The sequence below is a fragment of the uncultured Pelagimonas sp. genome (assembly GCF_947498515.1).
In the GTDB taxonomy this organism is placed as follows: domain Bacteria; phylum Pseudomonadota; class Alphaproteobacteria; order Rhodobacterales; family Rhodobacteraceae; genus Pelagimonas.
The window spans coordinates 130,355-146,471 of record NZ_CANMKO010000006.1; the positions used below are offsets into that span (position 1 = coordinate 130,355).

At 55.4% G+C, this 16,117-nt stretch carries 17 protein-coding genes; 9 read left to right on the forward strand and 8 right to left on the reverse strand.

All coding sequences use genetic code 11. The annotated features are described in order from the left end of the window. Positions 1 to 55 precede the first annotated feature (55 nt). The 3 genes from Q1A43_RS12825 to Q1A43_RS12835 all read right to left on the reverse strand — a co-directional run bounded on the left by Q1A43_RS12825 (position 56) and on the right by Q1A43_RS12835 (position 2,777). On the reverse strand, positions 56 to 913 hold the full coding sequence (locus Q1A43_RS12825; RefSeq protein ID WP_366944265.1) for a C40 family peptidase: 858 nt from the start codon (positions 911 to 913) through the stop codon (positions 56 to 58). Then, complete coding sequence (locus Q1A43_RS12830; protein WP_299935739.1) at positions 913 to 2,298, reverse strand: M17 family metallopeptidase; 1,386 nt, start codon at positions 2,296 to 2,298, stop codon at positions 913 to 915. The genes Q1A43_RS12825 and Q1A43_RS12830 overlap by 1 nt, the downstream gene beginning before the upstream one ends. 98 nt (positions 2,299 to 2,396) lie before the next feature. Further along, the gene (locus Q1A43_RS12835) at positions 2,397 to 2,777 is read right to left on the reverse strand and encodes a hypothetical protein (protein WP_299926612.1); all 381 of its coding nucleotides are present in this window, start codon (positions 2,775 to 2,777) and stop codon (positions 2,397 to 2,399) included. Positions 2,778 to 2,934: 157 nt separating this feature from the next. On the opposite strand from Q1A43_RS12835, the gene Q1A43_RS12840 reads away from it, so the two are divergent. After that, complete coding sequence (locus Q1A43_RS12840; protein ID WP_299926615.1) at positions 2,935 to 3,579, forward strand: carbonic anhydrase; 645 nt, start codon at positions 2,935 to 2,937, stop codon at positions 3,577 to 3,579. A gap of 110 nt (positions 3,580 to 3,689) precedes the next feature. On the opposite strand, the gene Q1A43_RS12845 is transcribed toward Q1A43_RS12840, so the two are convergent. Then, entirely contained in the window at positions 3,690 to 4,019 is a 330-nt protein-coding gene (locus Q1A43_RS12845; protein WP_299926618.1) for a hypothetical protein, read from the reverse strand. A 122-nt stretch (positions 4,020 to 4,141) separates the two neighbouring features. Here Q1A43_RS12845 and Q1A43_RS12850 point away from each other — a divergent pair, with 122 nt between their 5' ends. After that, the gene (locus tag Q1A43_RS12850) at positions 4,142 to 4,612 is read left to right on the forward strand and encodes a hypothetical protein (protein ID WP_299935741.1); all 471 of its coding nucleotides are present in this window, start codon (positions 4,142 to 4,144) and stop codon (positions 4,610 to 4,612) included. 549 nt (positions 4,613 to 5,161) lie between these two features. Here the strand turns inward: Q1A43_RS12850 and Q1A43_RS12855 are convergent. After that, positions 5,162 to 6,184: an aspartate-semialdehyde dehydrogenase gene (locus Q1A43_RS12855; protein WP_299926624.1), complete on the reverse strand. Its 1,023-nt coding sequence runs from the start codon at positions 6,182 to 6,184 to the stop codon at positions 5,162 to 5,164. A gap of 335 nt (positions 6,185 to 6,519) precedes the next feature. Between Q1A43_RS12855 and Q1A43_RS12860 the strand changes: the two genes are divergently transcribed. Beyond that, a complete protein-coding gene (locus tag Q1A43_RS12860; RefSeq protein WP_299935744.1) occupies positions 6,520 to 8,394 on the forward strand; it encodes a nucleoside-diphosphate sugar epimerase/dehydratase in 1,875 nt (624 codons plus the stop codon). 16 nt (positions 8,395 to 8,410) lie between these two features. Here Q1A43_RS12860 and Q1A43_RS12865 read toward each other — a convergent pair whose 3' ends face one another. Beyond that, positions 8,411 to 9,253 (reverse strand): TIGR00730 family Rossman fold protein, encoded by an 843-nt coding sequence (locus Q1A43_RS12865; RefSeq protein ID WP_299926629.1) that lies wholly within the window; start codon positions 9,251 to 9,253, stop codon positions 8,411 to 8,413. A gap of 229 nt (positions 9,254 to 9,482) precedes the next feature. Here Q1A43_RS12865 and dapD point away from each other — a divergent pair, with 229 nt between their 5' ends. The 3 genes from dapD to Q1A43_RS12880 are packed head-to-tail and all read left to right on the forward strand — an operon-like array spanning position 9,483 to position 11,019. After that, a complete protein-coding gene (gene dapD / locus Q1A43_RS12870; protein WP_299926632.1) occupies positions 9,483 to 10,310 on the forward strand; it encodes a 2,3,4,5-tetrahydropyridine-2,6-dicarboxylate N-succinyltransferase in 828 nt (275 codons plus the stop codon). Continuing rightward, positions 10,310 to 10,678, forward strand: a complete 369-nt coding sequence (locus tag Q1A43_RS12875; RefSeq protein WP_299935746.1) for a hypothetical protein — start codon at positions 10,310 to 10,312, stop codon at positions 10,676 to 10,678. The genes dapD and Q1A43_RS12875 overlap by 1 nt, the downstream gene beginning before the upstream one ends. After that, positions 10,675 to 11,019 carry a hypothetical protein gene (locus tag Q1A43_RS12880; RefSeq protein WP_299935748.1) on the forward strand — a complete coding sequence of 115 codons (345 nt, stop codon included), beginning with the start codon at positions 10,675 to 10,677 and terminating at the stop codon, positions 11,017 to 11,019. The genes Q1A43_RS12875 and Q1A43_RS12880 overlap by 4 nt, the downstream gene beginning before the upstream one ends. Positions 11,020 to 11,023: 4 nt before the next feature. Here Q1A43_RS12880 and Q1A43_RS12885 read toward each other — a convergent pair whose 3' ends face one another. After that, on the reverse strand, positions 11,024 to 12,097 hold the full coding sequence (locus Q1A43_RS12885) for a Hint domain-containing protein (protein WP_299926640.1): 1,074 nt from the start codon (positions 12,095 to 12,097) through the stop codon (positions 11,024 to 11,026). Continuing rightward, a complete protein-coding gene (locus Q1A43_RS12890; protein WP_299935750.1) occupies positions 12,094 to 13,668 on the reverse strand; it encodes a Hint domain-containing protein in 1,575 nt (524 codons plus the stop codon). Before Q1A43_RS12890 ends, Q1A43_RS12885 begins: the two co-directional genes overlap by 4 nt. Positions 13,669 to 13,924: 256 nt before the next feature. Between Q1A43_RS12890 and dapE the strand changes: the two genes are divergently transcribed. From dapE to Q1A43_RS12905, 3 genes are read left to right on the forward strand one after another with little or no spacing between them, the layout of a single operon-like run. After that, on the forward strand, positions 13,925 to 15,070 hold the full coding sequence (gene dapE, locus Q1A43_RS12895) for a succinyl-diaminopimelate desuccinylase (RefSeq protein WP_299935753.1): 1,146 nt from the start codon (positions 13,925 to 13,927) through the stop codon (positions 15,068 to 15,070). Next, positions 15,067 to 15,492 (forward strand): GNAT family N-acetyltransferase, encoded by a 426-nt coding sequence (locus Q1A43_RS12900; RefSeq protein ID WP_299935756.1) that lies wholly within the window; start codon positions 15,067 to 15,069, stop codon positions 15,490 to 15,492. The genes dapE and Q1A43_RS12900 overlap by 4 nt, the downstream gene beginning before the upstream one ends. Continuing rightward, positions 15,489 to 16,067 carry a TIGR04282 family arsenosugar biosynthesis glycosyltransferase gene (locus Q1A43_RS12905; RefSeq protein ID WP_299935758.1) on the forward strand — a complete coding sequence of 193 codons (579 nt, stop codon included), beginning with the start codon at positions 15,489 to 15,491 and terminating at the stop codon, positions 16,065 to 16,067. Before Q1A43_RS12900 ends, Q1A43_RS12905 begins: the two co-directional genes overlap by 4 nt. Positions 16,068 to 16,117 lie beyond the last annotated feature (50 nt).

Here is a 16,117-nt window from a genome sequence, read left to right on the forward strand (position 1 = left end):
CAAAAGATTTGCAAATTCCTTGCAAGGAATTTGGTCGCGCGTGCCGCTCTGTTGCTTACTGATTAATCCGGGCATGACGTGTGACCGGGCCATCACCTTGCTCAGCTATGCGTGAAATTGCATCTTGGATCGGCTCATAGGCCACGGCCATATGGTGGGCATTGGCATGGATAAGCGTCTCACTGTCTACAGCTATCGCCACATGCCCCTTCCAAAAGAACAAATCCCCGCGCTTTGCGGCGGTTCCCGGTGCAACCGTTTTACCCAAAGCACTCTCCTGCAGGTCACTGTCGCCAGGACACGGGAGACCACATGCCAGTAAAGCCGCCTGAACAAGGCCCGAGCAATCTATGCCAAAGGATGAGTTCCCGCCCCAAAGGTAGGGTGTTCCGAGAAATAGCTGAGCAACTTGGACAGGGTCGGCAAACTGGTGATCCACAACGCACAGGTGGTTGGCCGGGACAAACGCATCTCGAGGAATGAGCCCCTGAGAAACCGCAACCTTCGCCCATCCATCCGATTGATCGGTAACGGTAAATGCCACCCCAAAAGGCAGAGGCGCAACCGCACCCATTGATTTCAAACCCGGCGTCGATTTCCCATAGCTTCGCGCAACACAGACCTTGTGTGTCGGGCAAGAATTCGGCGCAGCACTCAAATCAGCGGCTTGTAGCCAGCCGACATAGCTGTCCCGCTCTGCAAACCCAAAAACCTTGGAGCCTTCGGAATCCAGAACTGTAAACGTTTCACCACGCAATAATTGGCGGTCACGGTTGCCTTTCGCTGACAACAAATCCGCGACATCGCTTTGGACACGATGTCGCTCCCCGTCAACGAACTTGTCGGCCTCAACCTTGCCGCGCAAAGACACATGCGCGACGCGGCCGTTGCTCGGGGTTAGGCGGCGATCCATCACAGCCCCAAAGCCTTGGGCAAAGCGGCGAAAATGGCGCGGCTGCCTTGACCAAGGCCACCTTTGCTCCGACCCGGTTCGGGTTTTGGCTGCCATCCGTAAATGTCAAAATGCACATAGTTCTGCGCCTGATCCACGAACCGACGCAGGAAAAGAGCGGCGGTGATGCTTCCTGCGAAACCGCCCGCCGGCGCATTGTCGAGGTCGGCAATGCCGGGTTCGATCATCGCCTCATAGGGGTCCCAAAACGGCATGCGCCACAAGGGGTCCGCCGCGCCAGTTCCCTGTCCGGCCAGCTCCAAGGCAAGCGTATCATCGTCACAATAAAACGGGGCCAAATCCGGGCCAACGGCAACACGCGCCGCGCCGGTCAGGGTTGCTATGGATATCATTAGATCGGGTTTCTCTTCGTCACCCAAAGACAAAGCGTCGGCCAACACCAAACGCCCTTCGGCATCGGTGTTGTTGATCTCAACCGTCAACCCTTTGCGCGATGTCAGAACATCACCGGGGCGAAAACTATTGCCAGCGACGGCGTTTTCAACCGCCGGGATAAGAACACGCAATTGGACGGCCAGCCCCGATTGCATGATCATATGCGCCAGCCCAAGAACATTCGCCGCGCCGCCCATGTCTTTTTTCATTAGGCCCATCGAGGCACCGGGCTTGAGATTCAACCCACCGGTGTCAAAGCAAACCCCTTTGCCGACCAGTGTCAGAAGAGGCCCAGCATCGCCCCAACGCATATCAATCAGGCGCGGTGCCTGTTCTGCAGCGCGCCCGACCGCATGGATCATCGGTAGGTTTTGAGCCAATAATGTGTCACCCGATGTGACTTTGATGGCTGCTCCGTGCTGCTTTGCCAAGTCTTGTGCTGCGGCCTCTAACGCGTCGGGGCCCATATCAGCGGCAGGCGTGTTTATCAGATCACGTGTCAGGGATTCGGCCTCGGCCTGTACCTCGATAGCTCTGGCATTAATCCCTTTCGGAGCCTGCAAATCTCGCGCCTTGCCGGATTGTGATTTGTATCGCTCAAACCGATAGGATTGAAGCAACCAACCAAGTGTTTCTGTTTGCAAATCATCTACTGGTAAACCGCCTTCAACGCGGTAAACCCCAGGGGCCAAGTTTGGCACAGCTGCGGCAAGTACAAACCGACGACGCTTGCGTTGCGCCGCAGAGCCATATCCAGCCAAGGCCGCAACAGGCGCGCCATTCTCGCCGGGAATCATCAAGCCCGATCCAATAGCCCCAGAAAACCCACTGGATTTCACCCAAGTTTGAACGGTGTCAGGTTGGTCAGACAGCCAATTTTCAAGGTCGTCGCTAGACAAAACATGAAGTGGCAGGGCCGCATCAGTTGCGGCTGAAAACTTGAGTGGCATGGGGCGTCCCTAAATCAAAGCACGCCCCAGCCTAACTTTCCTATGGCCAACCGCAAGGGGCCAACCACATTGATCGTCACCAATCCGTCAAGCGCGGATCAGCCTAGCAGGTCATTGTGATCCCACATGGCGGTCAAAGACCGCTCTCCAATACGGGCCAAACGCGCTAGCGTCGCGGCTTCGGCAACCAAATCACCCAGCTCTAGGCAATTGATCACGTCACGAGCAACATCAGACAGGCCCACCATGCCAATCTGATCTGCAATGGCGCTTAGCGCGCGCAGCCCTTTGTGCAAATCCTCACGCGGACCATGCACGGCCATTTCCTGTAGAGCGCATAACCTATGCGCCAGCTCTTCCATCGCGCGACAAATGACGTCTTCGGCGGCATGTGGCCCCAAATCTGCGCAAAGCGTTTCGATTTGATCTGCATTCATGCTCGGCCGTTCCATCGGCGCGAGGTACGTTACCTCTTTCACATCTCACCCCATTATTACTGCCCCCACGGCAGGAACAATCTTGCAGATGTGAGTTCCCAAAAGGTTATTCCTAAAACCCTATTTCTGCGTCTTTTCTCTCGAATTTCCGGCGAATCCTCTTTAGTTACGTCGAAACACTTTCGAGATGGAGGTTCGGATGGAACATGTGCACCCTTTGCCCGAGTATTTGGTCAGACGCTACAAAGGTTGGAAAGCGACGGAATACGCTGACAACAGCGCTTGGTTTCGCAAACTTGCCGAGGGGCAACATCCGCGCGCCATGGTGATCAGCTGCTGCGATTCTCGTGTCCATGCGACATCACTCTTTGGCGCGGATCAGGGTGAATTTTTTCTACATCGAAATATTGCCAACCTTGTCCCCCCTTACCAACCCGACGGAAAGCAACACGGGACATCGGCGGCGCTGGAGTATGCGGTCACCGCACTTAAGGTTGCCCATGTGATTGTCTTGGGCCATTCGCAATGTGGCGGTGTTCAGGGATGTCTCGACATGTGCAGCGGCAAGGCCCCGCAGCTCGAGGAAAAGACATCTTTTGTTGGGCGTTGGATGGATATTTTGCGGCCCGGTTACGAGCAGGTCAAAGATATCGCCCCTGAAGATCAGGCTCGGGCTTTGGAAAAGGAATCCATCTTGGTGTCTTTGAACAACCTCATGACCTTCCCCTTTGTGCAAAAGGCCGTGGCGGCCAATGACTTGTCCCTGCATGGTCTTTGGACCGACATCGGCGAAGGCGGTTTGGAAGGGTACGACCCCAAGACAGGGGAATTCAACCCGCTGTAACCTAAAGACGTTTCCGGGGGATGGGGTCTCCCCGTTTCCCCGGTGTATGTCAGGTTTCTCCTATCGCGTCGTGCAGGCCACAGAGGCTGCTCATGATGGAGTTCTGGAAATTAGCCCAACTCACCAGAATGCCCGTCAGGGTGCATTTTAATGCTTGGTCGGCCAATGCGGTTTGCGATCTCTGCCAAAGGAATGCCAAGCCCACGGCCTGTACATATGGCTTCTCCGTTTTCGTTGAGAATAACTAGCCGCCCTTCTCGAAAACACAGGCCGTAGCCCTTTTCGGACAACCGCGTGTCGATCTCGCTCCAATTGGGCGCTGTTTCGAGGATCGGCCCCAAAAACAAACGCAAAAGCGCCTGAGTCTCGCAGTCAATTGGTCCCGGCAAACCGTTGGTCGCCTGAGCCCAGCTTTTGGTCTTTTCACTATGATGTGTCATGGATCATGCTCCTTGCCTACAGGATCAGCCTGACAAAGGAGTTTGGCGAAATTAGGGCTGGGATGACAGATTGCCGCATCATCGATAATGGCTTCTTAACCTTCGTGAAGCATCCTTGAAGAATGGAAAAGCGTTCTGTTACCCTCAAGCTGCCAAAACAGGTATGGGATGCGCTGCTCAAACGGGATCCCTCGTTGGAGCAAGCGATAGCCACGGTTTTGCAGTCCCATGTCACCCGCTCTTTGCGGGTTGTTGATACGGGGTTAGACGATGCTTTTCGACAAAGCCTAGTTAGCCATTTTGAAAAGGCCCGCAGTTGGCCCGAACTTCAGGGCCGACTGAAACTGATCGGCTTGTCCTGTCGCGTGTCCCACGACGGGTTAGCCCTATTTGATTCCGCCACACGCCAGCGGGTTTGCGGTTTAAAAAGGTTGGGCTGGTCCGAATCAAAGCTGGTTGAACAATTCGGTCGCCCTTTCCCACAGGCGATCCGCCGCTGGCATTGTGAGTCGATGATCGACGGGACCGAGGATCAGTCCAAGACCGTGTCAGGCGGCAAACAAACTCTTGCAGCCACCGCGCACCGGCGTTGAGAATGGTGACGGTCGTAGCGGACGACCACTACGCGGACCTGCCAATGCACATAGGGCACGAAGTCGTCTTGCGCGGGCTGTTTGTGTTAAAATGCTCATCTTTTTTGCTCCTTTACTGCCTCTGCCGGTATGATTCCGGCTGGTGATCTATTGTCACCTGTTCCCAAGTATTCTCGGAAAACCGGGCGAAAACGCGACAAAGTTTAGGATTTTGTGAGAGCAATAAGTCGAGCATGGCGAACCAGAGCGACTGCGGTCCATGTCTGAGAGAGTGGAGAGAGTGGACCGCAGTCGTTATACCAGCACCGGGTTCGGTGCGAAAACGTAAGTGTGTCGCGCTAGGCGACGTAGGCGTTACCGGGTGAGAGACCAAAGTCACGGTCGCGCCATATTGTCCGTAAAACTGTTATAACCCGCGCCTTGATTTTGTCACAGTGCTTCTGAGCATAGGGTAAGGTCCCTTTGGAACAGGCCACCCTATCCATTTGAGTAGGCAGCAAAAAGGCCGGCGGAAACGATCCACCGGCCCCAGTATTGATTGTCTACGATTTAGCCCTTTTTCAAGGCTTTCTGTCCAAGAACTTCGGCAATCTGTACCGCGTTCAATGCCGCGCCTTTGCGCAGGTTATCGGACACGCACCACAGGTTCAGACCATTGTCGATGGTGCTGTCCTGACGGATTCGGCTGATGAATGTGGCAAAGTCACCAACGCATTCCTTGGGCGTCACATAGCCGCCATCTTCGCGCTTATCGATCACCATGATTCCAGGTGCTTCACGCAGGATGTCGCGCGCCTCATCTTCATCCAGAAACTCTTCGAACTCGATATTGATCGATTCCGAGTGCCCTACAAAAACCGGAACACGCACACAAGTTGCCGTGACCTTGATCGCCGGATCGACAATCTTTTTGGTTTCGGCAACCATTTTCCATTCTTCCTTGGTCGATCCATCTTCCATGAAGACGTCGATATGAGGAATGACGTTGAACGCGATCTCTTTTGGATAAACCTTGGCCGGAACCTCGTTCACCGGATTGTAAACAGCCTTGGTTTGTTCCCAAAGCTCTTCCATCGCCTCTTTGCCCGATCCGGACACCGACTGATACGTCGACACAACAACGCGTTTGATCTTGGCACGATCATGCAGCGGCTTGAGCGCCACAACCATCTGCGCAGTCGAACAGTTGGGATTCGCGATGATGTTCTTTTTGGTATAGCCCATCACAGCGTCTGCATTGCACTCTGGTACGATCAACGGAACGTCCGGATCATAACGATAGAGCGAGCTGTTATCGATTACGACACAGCCTTGCTTGGCCGCAATTGGTGCAAATTCTTTGGTCGCCGCAGAGCCAACCGCGAAAAGCGCCATGTCCCAACCGGTAAAGTCAAAGGTGGCCAGGTCCTTGGTCTTTAACGTCGTTTCGCCAAACGTCACCTCTGTCCCCAGTGATTTGCGCGATGCAAGCACTGCGATTTCGTCGACGGGGAATTCCCGTTCGGCGAGGATGTTCAGCATTTCGCGGCCCACATTCCCTGTGGCACCCACGACAACGACCCTATAGCCCATTTGGCCCTCCTTAAGGATACATACGCACGCCAAGATCACCTTGGCGCGGCTCGCGCTCAATATCCGAGTGTGGGCTTTTGGAAAAGGCCTTAATCTGCTGCAAACGGTCACCTTTGCGGCTATGCAACAGGCATACTGCCCAAAATGGCACGTTTTGAACAAAAATCGGCGCTTTTCAGCTCTGTTAAAAGTGTCTCCTTGCCCTGTAACTGTTCCTTAACTTATTCAGGGCTTAGGAATAAGCAGAAACACCCACTGGTTGCATTTTTTCCCCATTCGGGCTAACTAGCGGGCAAAAATAACAATACTTGGGCAAAGCCCTAAGGACTGGGACGATGTTTTTTGAGCTCGTGACTAGCATGTCGCGTCAGCAGAAATCGCTGGTATTTGCCTTTGTTGACGCTTTGGTTATCCCAGCTGCTCTACTGTTCGCCTATGTTCTAACCGATCCATCCGCCTTTGGATCAGCAAACGCCTCGCAAATTCTTCCGATACTGATCTGCTTGATTGCGCTTGGTGCCGCAGCTGAATGGCGGTTGGGTCTTCCTCAGACCAAGCTTAATGCCTACGAGATGCGCGGGATCATTCGAACGGTTCCGTTGGCGATCTTCCTCGGTGTGGCGTGTTTCGCGCTTGGCGTCGTTTTCTCCGCCCCGGTTCCACCTGCCGTTTGCTTTATTTTCAGCTTGCTCGTTCTGGTCTTCACTGCGACTTGGCGAATTGTTTTGCGCCAAATCACACTGGAAATTTACCGGCGTGGCTCTGATCGAATGCGGGTTTTGGTTTACGGTGCCGGGCAAACCGGCCAGCAATTGGTCGCCGCCCTACGCCAAGACAATTCAATCAACCCTGTTGCGTTCGTTGATGACAATCCGACTTTGCAAAGCAGTATGATCGCAGGTCTCCGTGTCATCGCCCCGTCGCATATTTCCGAGTTGACCAAAAAGAAGCCCATCGATCGCATCGTTCTGGCCATGCCGTCTTTGAACCAACCCGCATTGGCCCGGATCGCCCAAAGCCTCCGCCATATGGGGTGTGAGATTCACGCCTTGCCTTCGTTTGCGACGCTTGTCGGTGATAGTGCCCTAAAAAAGAGTGTGACCGCAGTTTCCATTGACGACCTGCTTGGCCGCAATCAGCTCGAAAACGAACTACCAAGCGTCAGCGAAGCGTATAGCAATCGCCGTATTCTTGTCACCGGAGCTGGGGGGTCGATTGGCTCCGAACTGTGCCGCCAGTTGATTGCTTGCAAGCCCGCCTGTGTTGTTCTTCTCGATCATTCCGAACTCGCTTTGTACAATATCGACAAAGAAATTCGTGATTTGAGCTCTGGGTTTGAAGTTGTTCCGGTTTTGGGATCTGTCCAAAACGCGGCTTTGCTTCAGGACGTTCTTGACGACCACAAAATCGAAGTGGTTTTGCATGCCGCCGCTTACAAACATTTGCCACTGGTCGAAAGCAATCCAATTGCCGGGCTTACCAACAATGTGCTGGGGACCAAAACCATTGCAGACGCCGCGCGCGAAGCCGGGGTTGAGCGGTTTATTCTCGTTTCGTCCGACAAAGCGGTCCGCCCAACAAATGTAATGGGCGCATCAAAACGTTTGGCAGAGCTGGTCATCCAAGACCTTGCGACACGCCGATCAACCACCCAGTTTTCCATGGTGAGGTTTGGCAATGTGTTGGGATCGAGCGGATCAGTTATCCCGTTGTTCGAGGAACAGATTGCGCGTGGCGGTCCCGTCACCCTGACAGATCCCGCTGTGACCCGTTACTTCATGACAATTTCCGAGGCTGCGCGCTTGGTTTTGTTGGCCGGGTCGTTTGCCCGCGGCGGCGACGTGTTCGTTTTGGATATGGGCAAGCCTGTGCCAATCCGCAAACTTGCCCGCCAAATGATCGAAGCGGCAGGGTACTCGGTGAGATCGCCCGAATTCCCCAATGGCGACATCGAGATCGCCATCACAGGTCTTCGCAAAGGTGAAAAGCTCCATGAAGAGCTGTTGATTTCACCAGATATGTTGACGACGCCGCATCCGAAAATTCTGCGGGCTCAGGAAACCCATCTTTCGGAATTTGAAATCGCAACCGCGTTGCGTGAACTGCGAAATGCTATTGAAAGCCGCGACGAAGTGGCGGCTCGCGAGGTCATTGCGCGTTGGGTTGAGCGCCGGCTTGAGACAGACCAGGTTCAGGACGGATCGGCCTGAACCTGGTCTGGTTGCTTTAGCGCCCGGGAATATCGCTCCTAGCTGGGGCTGGATCCCAGTTTTCGATGATCTCCGCCGCTTCTTCCCCCGTCTCTACAAAACGGAATAGGTCGAGGTCCTCAGGGCTAATCGTCCCTGCATCTTGCAAAGCATCCCAATTGACGATCTTTTCCCAAAACGCCCGACCAAAGAGCAGGAACGGCACACGCTGCATCCGCCCTGTTTGAATGAGCGTCAACGCCTCAAACATCTCATCCAACGTGCCAAAACCACCCGGAAAAACGCAGATCGCCCGCGCCCGCATCAGGAAATGCATTTTGCGTATGGCAAAGTAGTGAAAGTTGAAGGCCAGTTCCGGAGTGACATAGGGGTTCGGGGCCTGTTCATGCGGCAGGACGATATTCAACCCGATCGACACGCCACCCTCTTCTTCGGCACCGCGATTTCCGGCTTCCATCACACCGGGCCCGCCACCCGTGGTCACAACATAGTCTCGGTTCCCGGACGCAATGGACTTGCGCGTCATCAAGCGGGCAAACTTGCGCGCTTCGTCGTAAAAATGCGAAAGGTCGGCCAAGGTCTTGGTGCGGGCTGTATCCTTGTTCTCGGGAGCAGGAATACGCGCGCCACCAAAGAGGACAATGGTGGAATCAATCCCCTGTTCATCCAAAAGCAGCTCTGGTTTGAGTAGTTCTAGCTGCAACCTGACCGGCCGAAGCGCATCGCGACACAAAAAATCTTCGTCCGCAAAGGCCAACCGATAGGCCGGAGACCGCGTTTGAGGCGTATCTGGAATATGCTCAGCAGTATCCAAATCGGTATGGGCGTCGCGAAACCTACTGCGGCGGTCGTCTGTCATGTACCAGTCCTTCTTTGTTACAGTGTTAGTGCTAACGCGTTGATCGCAAAGTTTCCAGAGAGCGTCGCAACACCGCCCCGCTCTGTTCAATCTGGATGCGACGGATGCGATTGTCCCTGCGCGCGATCCCGCAGAGATTACGGAAAATCAGACAAGGGTGAATCTTTGGGATGACGGCAGGCCGCGCTTTGGCTATCACGCATGAAACACCAGACAACCGGAGTGCCCCATGTCCAATGCACAGCTTGAAACCGCCATCGAAGCCGCGTGGGAAGCACGCGACACCATCACGCCCGCAACGACCGGCGAAACCCGCGAGGCCATCGAAGATACGTTGAACGCTTTGGATAGCGGCGAGCTGCGCGTTGCGGAAAAACAAGCGGACGGCAGCTGGCACGTCAATCAGTGGGCCAAGAAGGCCGTTCTTCTTGGCTTCCGCATCAAAGATATGGAAGAGCAATCCGGTGGCCCACAAGGCTCTGGCTGGTGGGACAAGGTCGACAGCAAATTCAAAGGCTGGGGCGACAACCAATGGAAAGCCGCGGGGTTCCGCGCCGTGCCTAACGCGATTGTGCGCAAATCGGCCTACATCGCGCCCGGCGTTGTATTGATGCCCTCCTTTGTTAACCTCGGCGCGCATGTTGACGAAGGCACAATGGTCGACACATGGGCTACCGTCGGTAGCTGTGCCCAGATCGGTAAAAACGTTCACCTCTCGGGCGGCGTTGGTATTGGTGGCGTGTTGGAACCCATGCAGGCCGGCCCAACCATCATCGAGGATAACTGCTTTATCGGCGCGCGGTCCGAAGTGGTCGAAGGTTGTATCGTTCGCGAAGGCTCCGTTCTAGGCATGGGCGTGTTCATCGGCCAGTCGACCAAAATCGTTGACCGTGAAACCGGCGAAATCATGTACGGCGAAGTACCCCCCTATTCGGTGGTTGTCGCAGGTTCCATGCCATCGAAAAACGGCATTAACCTCTATTGCGCTGTGATCGTGAAACGCGTGGACGAGCGGACCCGCTCGAAAACCGGCATCAACGAATTGCTGCGTGACTGATGTCAAAACGCTTCGCCTCACTCTGCACCGCGTGGCTAGCCCTTGGGTTGGCCACCACTGCCTTGGCCGGACCATATGATGGGCTCTACTTCCCCGAAGGAGGAGCCGACCATTGGGATTGCCAGCGCGTCGGTGCAGATGGCGGAGCGATTTCCGTGCGAGACAACATGTTTGAGGGGGTGGAGAACCGCTGCACCCTGACCAATCCTGTTGCCGTGCGCGGTATGGAAGCCACGCTTTATGATGCGAAATGCAATGGCGAGGGCATGGAGTACGAGTATCGCATGATGCTGATGTCCAGCCCGCCGGGCCTTACCATTATCCGCGAAGGCTATGCCTCTTATTTCGAACGGTGTGATCAGCGATGAGCAAAGACAATAAGCCCGCAAAAAAGCGCAAGCATCAGGTGTTCACCCTGCTGGTTGAGATTGGCCGCAAGGATGGCGACGGTTTGCCCGATAAGAGCACCGGCGCGGCATTGATGTGCTATGCCTCAGGCGTCGATGAGGCCGAAGCGGTGCGCGAAACCGTTGCGATCCTCAAGCAGGCCGATACCGCCCCGCTTGATGTAACAGGGTACGGCACGCTCGATGAACGTCGCGAACAGGGTCATGACATCCCGGATGAAGAGATCGAATTGATGGATCGGGCCTTGGCAGAGAACGCTGTGATTGTTGCTCAGGTCACGCCGTTTTTCGACAAGCCATAAGGGGTTAGGCGGCGCGGGCTTCGGCCAGAGTGATCGCCTCAAATGGCCCCAAGACCTTGATCCCGGTTCGGGCGTGCTCTGGCATCAAATTGCGAGGCACATCACCGAGCAGGGTTTGATTTAGCTGTTCGGTCCGGCGGCGTAAACGCCCGACATAGAGGCTTTCAAGCTCGGCACCGGCGGCAACCACCGGCTCTTGCCCCGGCAGCAAAAGTTGATGGTATTCAACCATTTGCAGCCCCTCCTCATAGACGGCCGTGAACCCATTCACGAGGCTCAGCGCCGGGATCAAAACCGCCTCGCGGCCGAAAATATACTCAACCTCGGAGCCGCCAATAACCAGCCGTTGATGCGGCGCAACCACAAGGTCCCGCATCAAACCGAGGTAGGGCGCACGCAAACGAACCGGTTGAAACGAACCCAGCGCCGGAACAATCCGCGACACCCTGTGTAACACTGGAACAATGCCGTTCTTGCGGGTGTTAACCGTGTCGCCACAGCGCAAATCAGACACGGCGCGATATCCGGTTGGCGTCATCACCGGAACCTGTCCAACCAGTGACGGCATCGGACCAACGGCCTCGATCTCATCCGACACGGCGAAAAAAATCACGTCCGGGTCCATCTCGATCAACTGCGGACGGCGTGCCAGAGTGTAGATATCTTCGACCAAAAGCGGCGGCGGCGCGGGCGTGGTTTCAACAACAACCGTATCACTTTCGGGGCGCTCAACCGCAATCCGGCCAAAGCGCGCCTCACTGTCCCAACTAAATGTCACCCGAAGGACATCGGTGCGGGCCTCGTGTTTGTGTTGCAAGACGGTGTGGAATACCTCTTCGCCTTGGCTCATCACCAAAACGATCCCGCCCCCCGGTACGGCGCGAAATGAAATCGCCCCAAACCACGGATGCGCCCGTTCATAGGACAAAAGCGTTTGTGGTCGACCATCCGGGGACAAGCGGGTTTCGATCATGATCGACCCCTTGGACATCAACCGGTCGCGTTGTTCAGCCCCGCCTCCGAAAATCCGGGGACAGACCCAGGATTTTCCCTGGCCCGACAACGCGATCCAACTCATGCAACCTTGCTCCTGCTCAGCAGCGTCGCTTCGTGTCTTTGCAGAATGCGACGTGCTGCCGGACCGTACCCCGATCCGGTTTCCGGGTCCAGCTCTGGAAAGACATCTACGATTTCGGCAAGCGTTTCTTCTTCGAAGAGCGATGAGGTTTGCGGCCCCGGCAAAAAGCTTTCACTCAGCAGGCCATTGGCGCGAATGATTTCGTGCTGATCAAAGAGGATATGCACATATTCGACCGTTCCACCTTCTGCGACCCGAATGGAGTGATCGTTGATCAAATGCTTGGCTGCGGCAAGAACTTCGGGTTCTTCGAATAGCAGATGTGCCATAATATCCTGCACCAAAACCCGATGCTGGGGTGATACCATAACGGCCGCATGATCCCCCAAGGCACCAGCGGAAATGCGGATTGGCGCATAATTTCCGCGTGCCGGAACACTTCGACGACCAATCCAACGCAGCGGTTGCGGACCATGATCACGCGTGTTGACCAAATCCCCGGCCACAAGTTTGTGAACCGGTTTCTGCCCGTCTGGTGTTTCGATCATTGTCCCGGCAACAAAACACGGCACCGAGTCCACCGTGACGTAACCCACGTCGGTCTCGCCGGTCGAACTTGTGGCCGTATAGGTGTAGTTTATCGTTTCTTCGTCACCATCACCCAGAACCGACATGGTACCATCGGCGTTCAGGGTGATTTCCTGACCAGTGTTCAAAACGATTGTGTCACCGGCGCTCACGGCGGTGCCGTTGATATGGGTGATCGTCAACGTGCCTGCCGTTCCGTTTTCATCGTTTGCCAAGGCATCGACGACGCTGGAACCTGTGGTGTAGACTGTGACGCTGTCTTCTAACGCAACAAGGGTGGTCTGAACGGAATCTGCCGCGATCAACAAGTTGGAATCGTAACGATTGTCCACAACGTCGGCGACACCAATTCGGATCGAATTCACCTGACCCGCTGTCACCGGCATGGTCAGAGTCATCGTGACCGTGAACCCGTCCATCTCGGTGTTGTATTCATCGTTTGTGTTGGAAATGAACAGATTCTCATTGGTCCCCGAGTTCACGTTCCGAGGGTCAATATCTCCGTCACCGATCGCAACATCGACCTGAACGCCATTCACCCAAACGCCAACGAAATCCTGATATTGCGACGATTGGTATTCCGGGTATTCCTCAGACGAAAACACAAACTGCATCGTCATAAGATCTTCTGTCGGGATGAAATCAACATCCAGATAAGACGCATCATAGGTGCGGGTTCCAGCGGCGGCATTGAAGTCAGAGTTGTTGTTTTGACCGCTCGTATTTGTTGAGGTGTTGGTACGCCAATTCGATTGCCCCCACGAGTTGGTAAAGTCCGTCACCCGCCCGGTGGACAGGATCACGCCCTCGTCCGACGGTGCGACACCCGGAGATGTGCCCAATCCGTCCGAAAAAATCCCGGATGACCGGCTGTCACCGGTATAGCTGGCCGAAACAACGGTGACCCCGTCCCCAAAGATGGTTTGCGCCATCTGGGTTGCATTGGCCCCGGTGTTGATCGGCAGTTCTGATGCTGCGACCATGCTCGTCTGTCTCAATTGCGAGGCACACGACATCTTTTCCCGGCGAACCGAGTTAGACGAAAGATATCACTGAATACTGCGCGCCTGCCTCGGCGTTATCGTTGTTTTGATAATCTGTAACACATCCAACGGGTTGACGTTAACCTTTTCTCAACCTTTACCCTGCGGAACCCTTGGGCGGCCGATGTATTTTCGCCACATTTGCGATTGCTGCCTGACTGCGGTAGCCAAGTCCCAAAGCTTGAGGAGACACCAGATGACCCGCATTGATCCCGCCGAATTGACCGCTCAGCTTGTGAAATGCGCCTCTGTGACACCCGTCGAAGGTGGCGCTTTGGTGCTCCTTCAAGGATTGCTAGAAGAGGCCGGGTTTACCTGCACGCGGGTTGATCGCAATGGCACCCCAAACCTCTATGCGCGCTGGGGAGACAAGGCACACAGCCGGAGTTTTGGCTTTAATGGTCATACGGATGTTGTTCCCATCGGCGACGAAGCTGATTGGCAACACGCGCCCTTTGGCGCTGAAATCATTGACGGTTTCATGTACGGGCGCGGCACCACCGATATGAAATCGGGAGTCGCGGCCTTTGCTGCCGCTGCGATTGACTATGTTCGCGAAACGCCCCCCGATGGCGCTGTTATTCTTGCCATCACCGGCGACGAAGAAGGCGATGCCACCGACGGCACAATTGCCTTGCTGGATTGGATGGATGCCGAAGGCGAGGCCATGTCGGTCTGCTTGGTCGGAGAACCGACCTGCCCCGATCACATGGGTCAAATGATGAAAATCGGACGTCGCGGATCGTTATCAGCTTGGTTCGAGGTCGAGGGCAAACAGGGCCATTCCGCCTATCCGCACCGCGCCTGTAACCCCTTGCCGGCAATGGCGCGCCTGATGGACCGCCTTGCCAGTCACGAGTTGGACCAAGGAACCGCGCATTTCGATGCCTCAACCCTTGCGGTTGTGACCATTGACACCGGAAACCCGGCAACAAACGTCATTCCGGCCAAGTCTTCGGCCTGTGTCAACATCCGGTTCAACGACGATCATACCGGTGCCGAACTTAGCGATTGGTTGCGAAACGAGGCCGCCAAGGTCGATGCCGAGTTTGGCACGACAACAGGCGTCACCATCAAGATTTCTGGCGAAAGCTTCCTCACCCCTCCCGGTCCCCTGTCTGATTTGATCGGCAAAGCCGTCGAGGCAGAGACGGGCCACGCGCCAGAGCTTTCGACCACCGGTGGCACATCAGACGCGCGTTTTGTCAAAAACCATTGCCCCGTGGTTGAATTCGGGTTGGTTGGCAAAACCATGCATGCGGTTGATGAACGTGTCGAAGTCGCGCAAATTCATCAGTTGAAAGCGATCTACACCCGGATTTTGCAGGATTATTTTGCATGATCGTTCGGGTTGCCAGCGATGCCGACATGGACGCCTGTTTCGCGCTCCGCCGCACAGTTTTCATCGATGAACAGAACGTTCCAGAAGAGCTGGAACTTGATGAGCACGATCAAATGGCAGTGCACTTGATCGCTGAGATCGACGGCACGCCAATGGGAACTGCGCGCATGATGTTCGGCGATGACTATGCCAAGGTGGGCCGTGTGTGTGTTTTGCAGTCTGCCCGCGGAACGGGCCTTGGCAAAGCCTTGATGCTTGAAACCATCAAACAAGCCAAACTTCGCCCCGGCATCACAAAAGTCATCCTTCAAGCGCAAATATCGGCGCTTGGGTTTTACGAAGCCCTCGGGTTTGTCGCCCATGGCGGGATCGTCATGGACGCCGGGATTGAGCATCGCGATATGGAAATGGTCCTTGCGTGATGCGCACTGTTATTGTCATGGTCAAGGAACCGCGCCCCGGTCGGGTCAAAACCCGTCTGGGGCACGACATCGGTTATACCCGGTCTGCTTGGTGGTTTCGCCATCAATCCGCCGCCCTTTTGCGCCGCATTCAAGACCCGCGCTGGCAAGTGGTTTTGGCCGTATCGCCCGACCGCGAGGGGTTGCAAAGCCGGGTCTGGCCCCATCATCTACCACGATGGCCGCAAGGTCGCGGCAACCTTGGCGATCGGATGGCGCGCATGATGTCGCTGGCCCCCAATGGCCCGGTTTGCGTTATCGGGGCCGACATTCCCGGTATCAATCGCAACACGCTGTGGACTGCTTTTCAGGGGTTGGCCGGTCATGACGCCGTTTTTGGCCCCGCTATGGACGGTGGATATTGGCTTGTTGGTTTGCGCAACGGCGGGCATGTGCCAAATGGGCTATTTGACGGGGTACGTTGGTCTTCCGAAACGACTCTAACCGACAGTATCGCAAGCCTCGGACAACGACGTGTGGCATTGGTTGATCGTCTGCGCGATGTGGATACCGTCGACGATCTCGCTAAAATCTGAACAACGAATTGCGGATTGCGGCCCAAAGCGCCCCGCATAATCGAATAGGC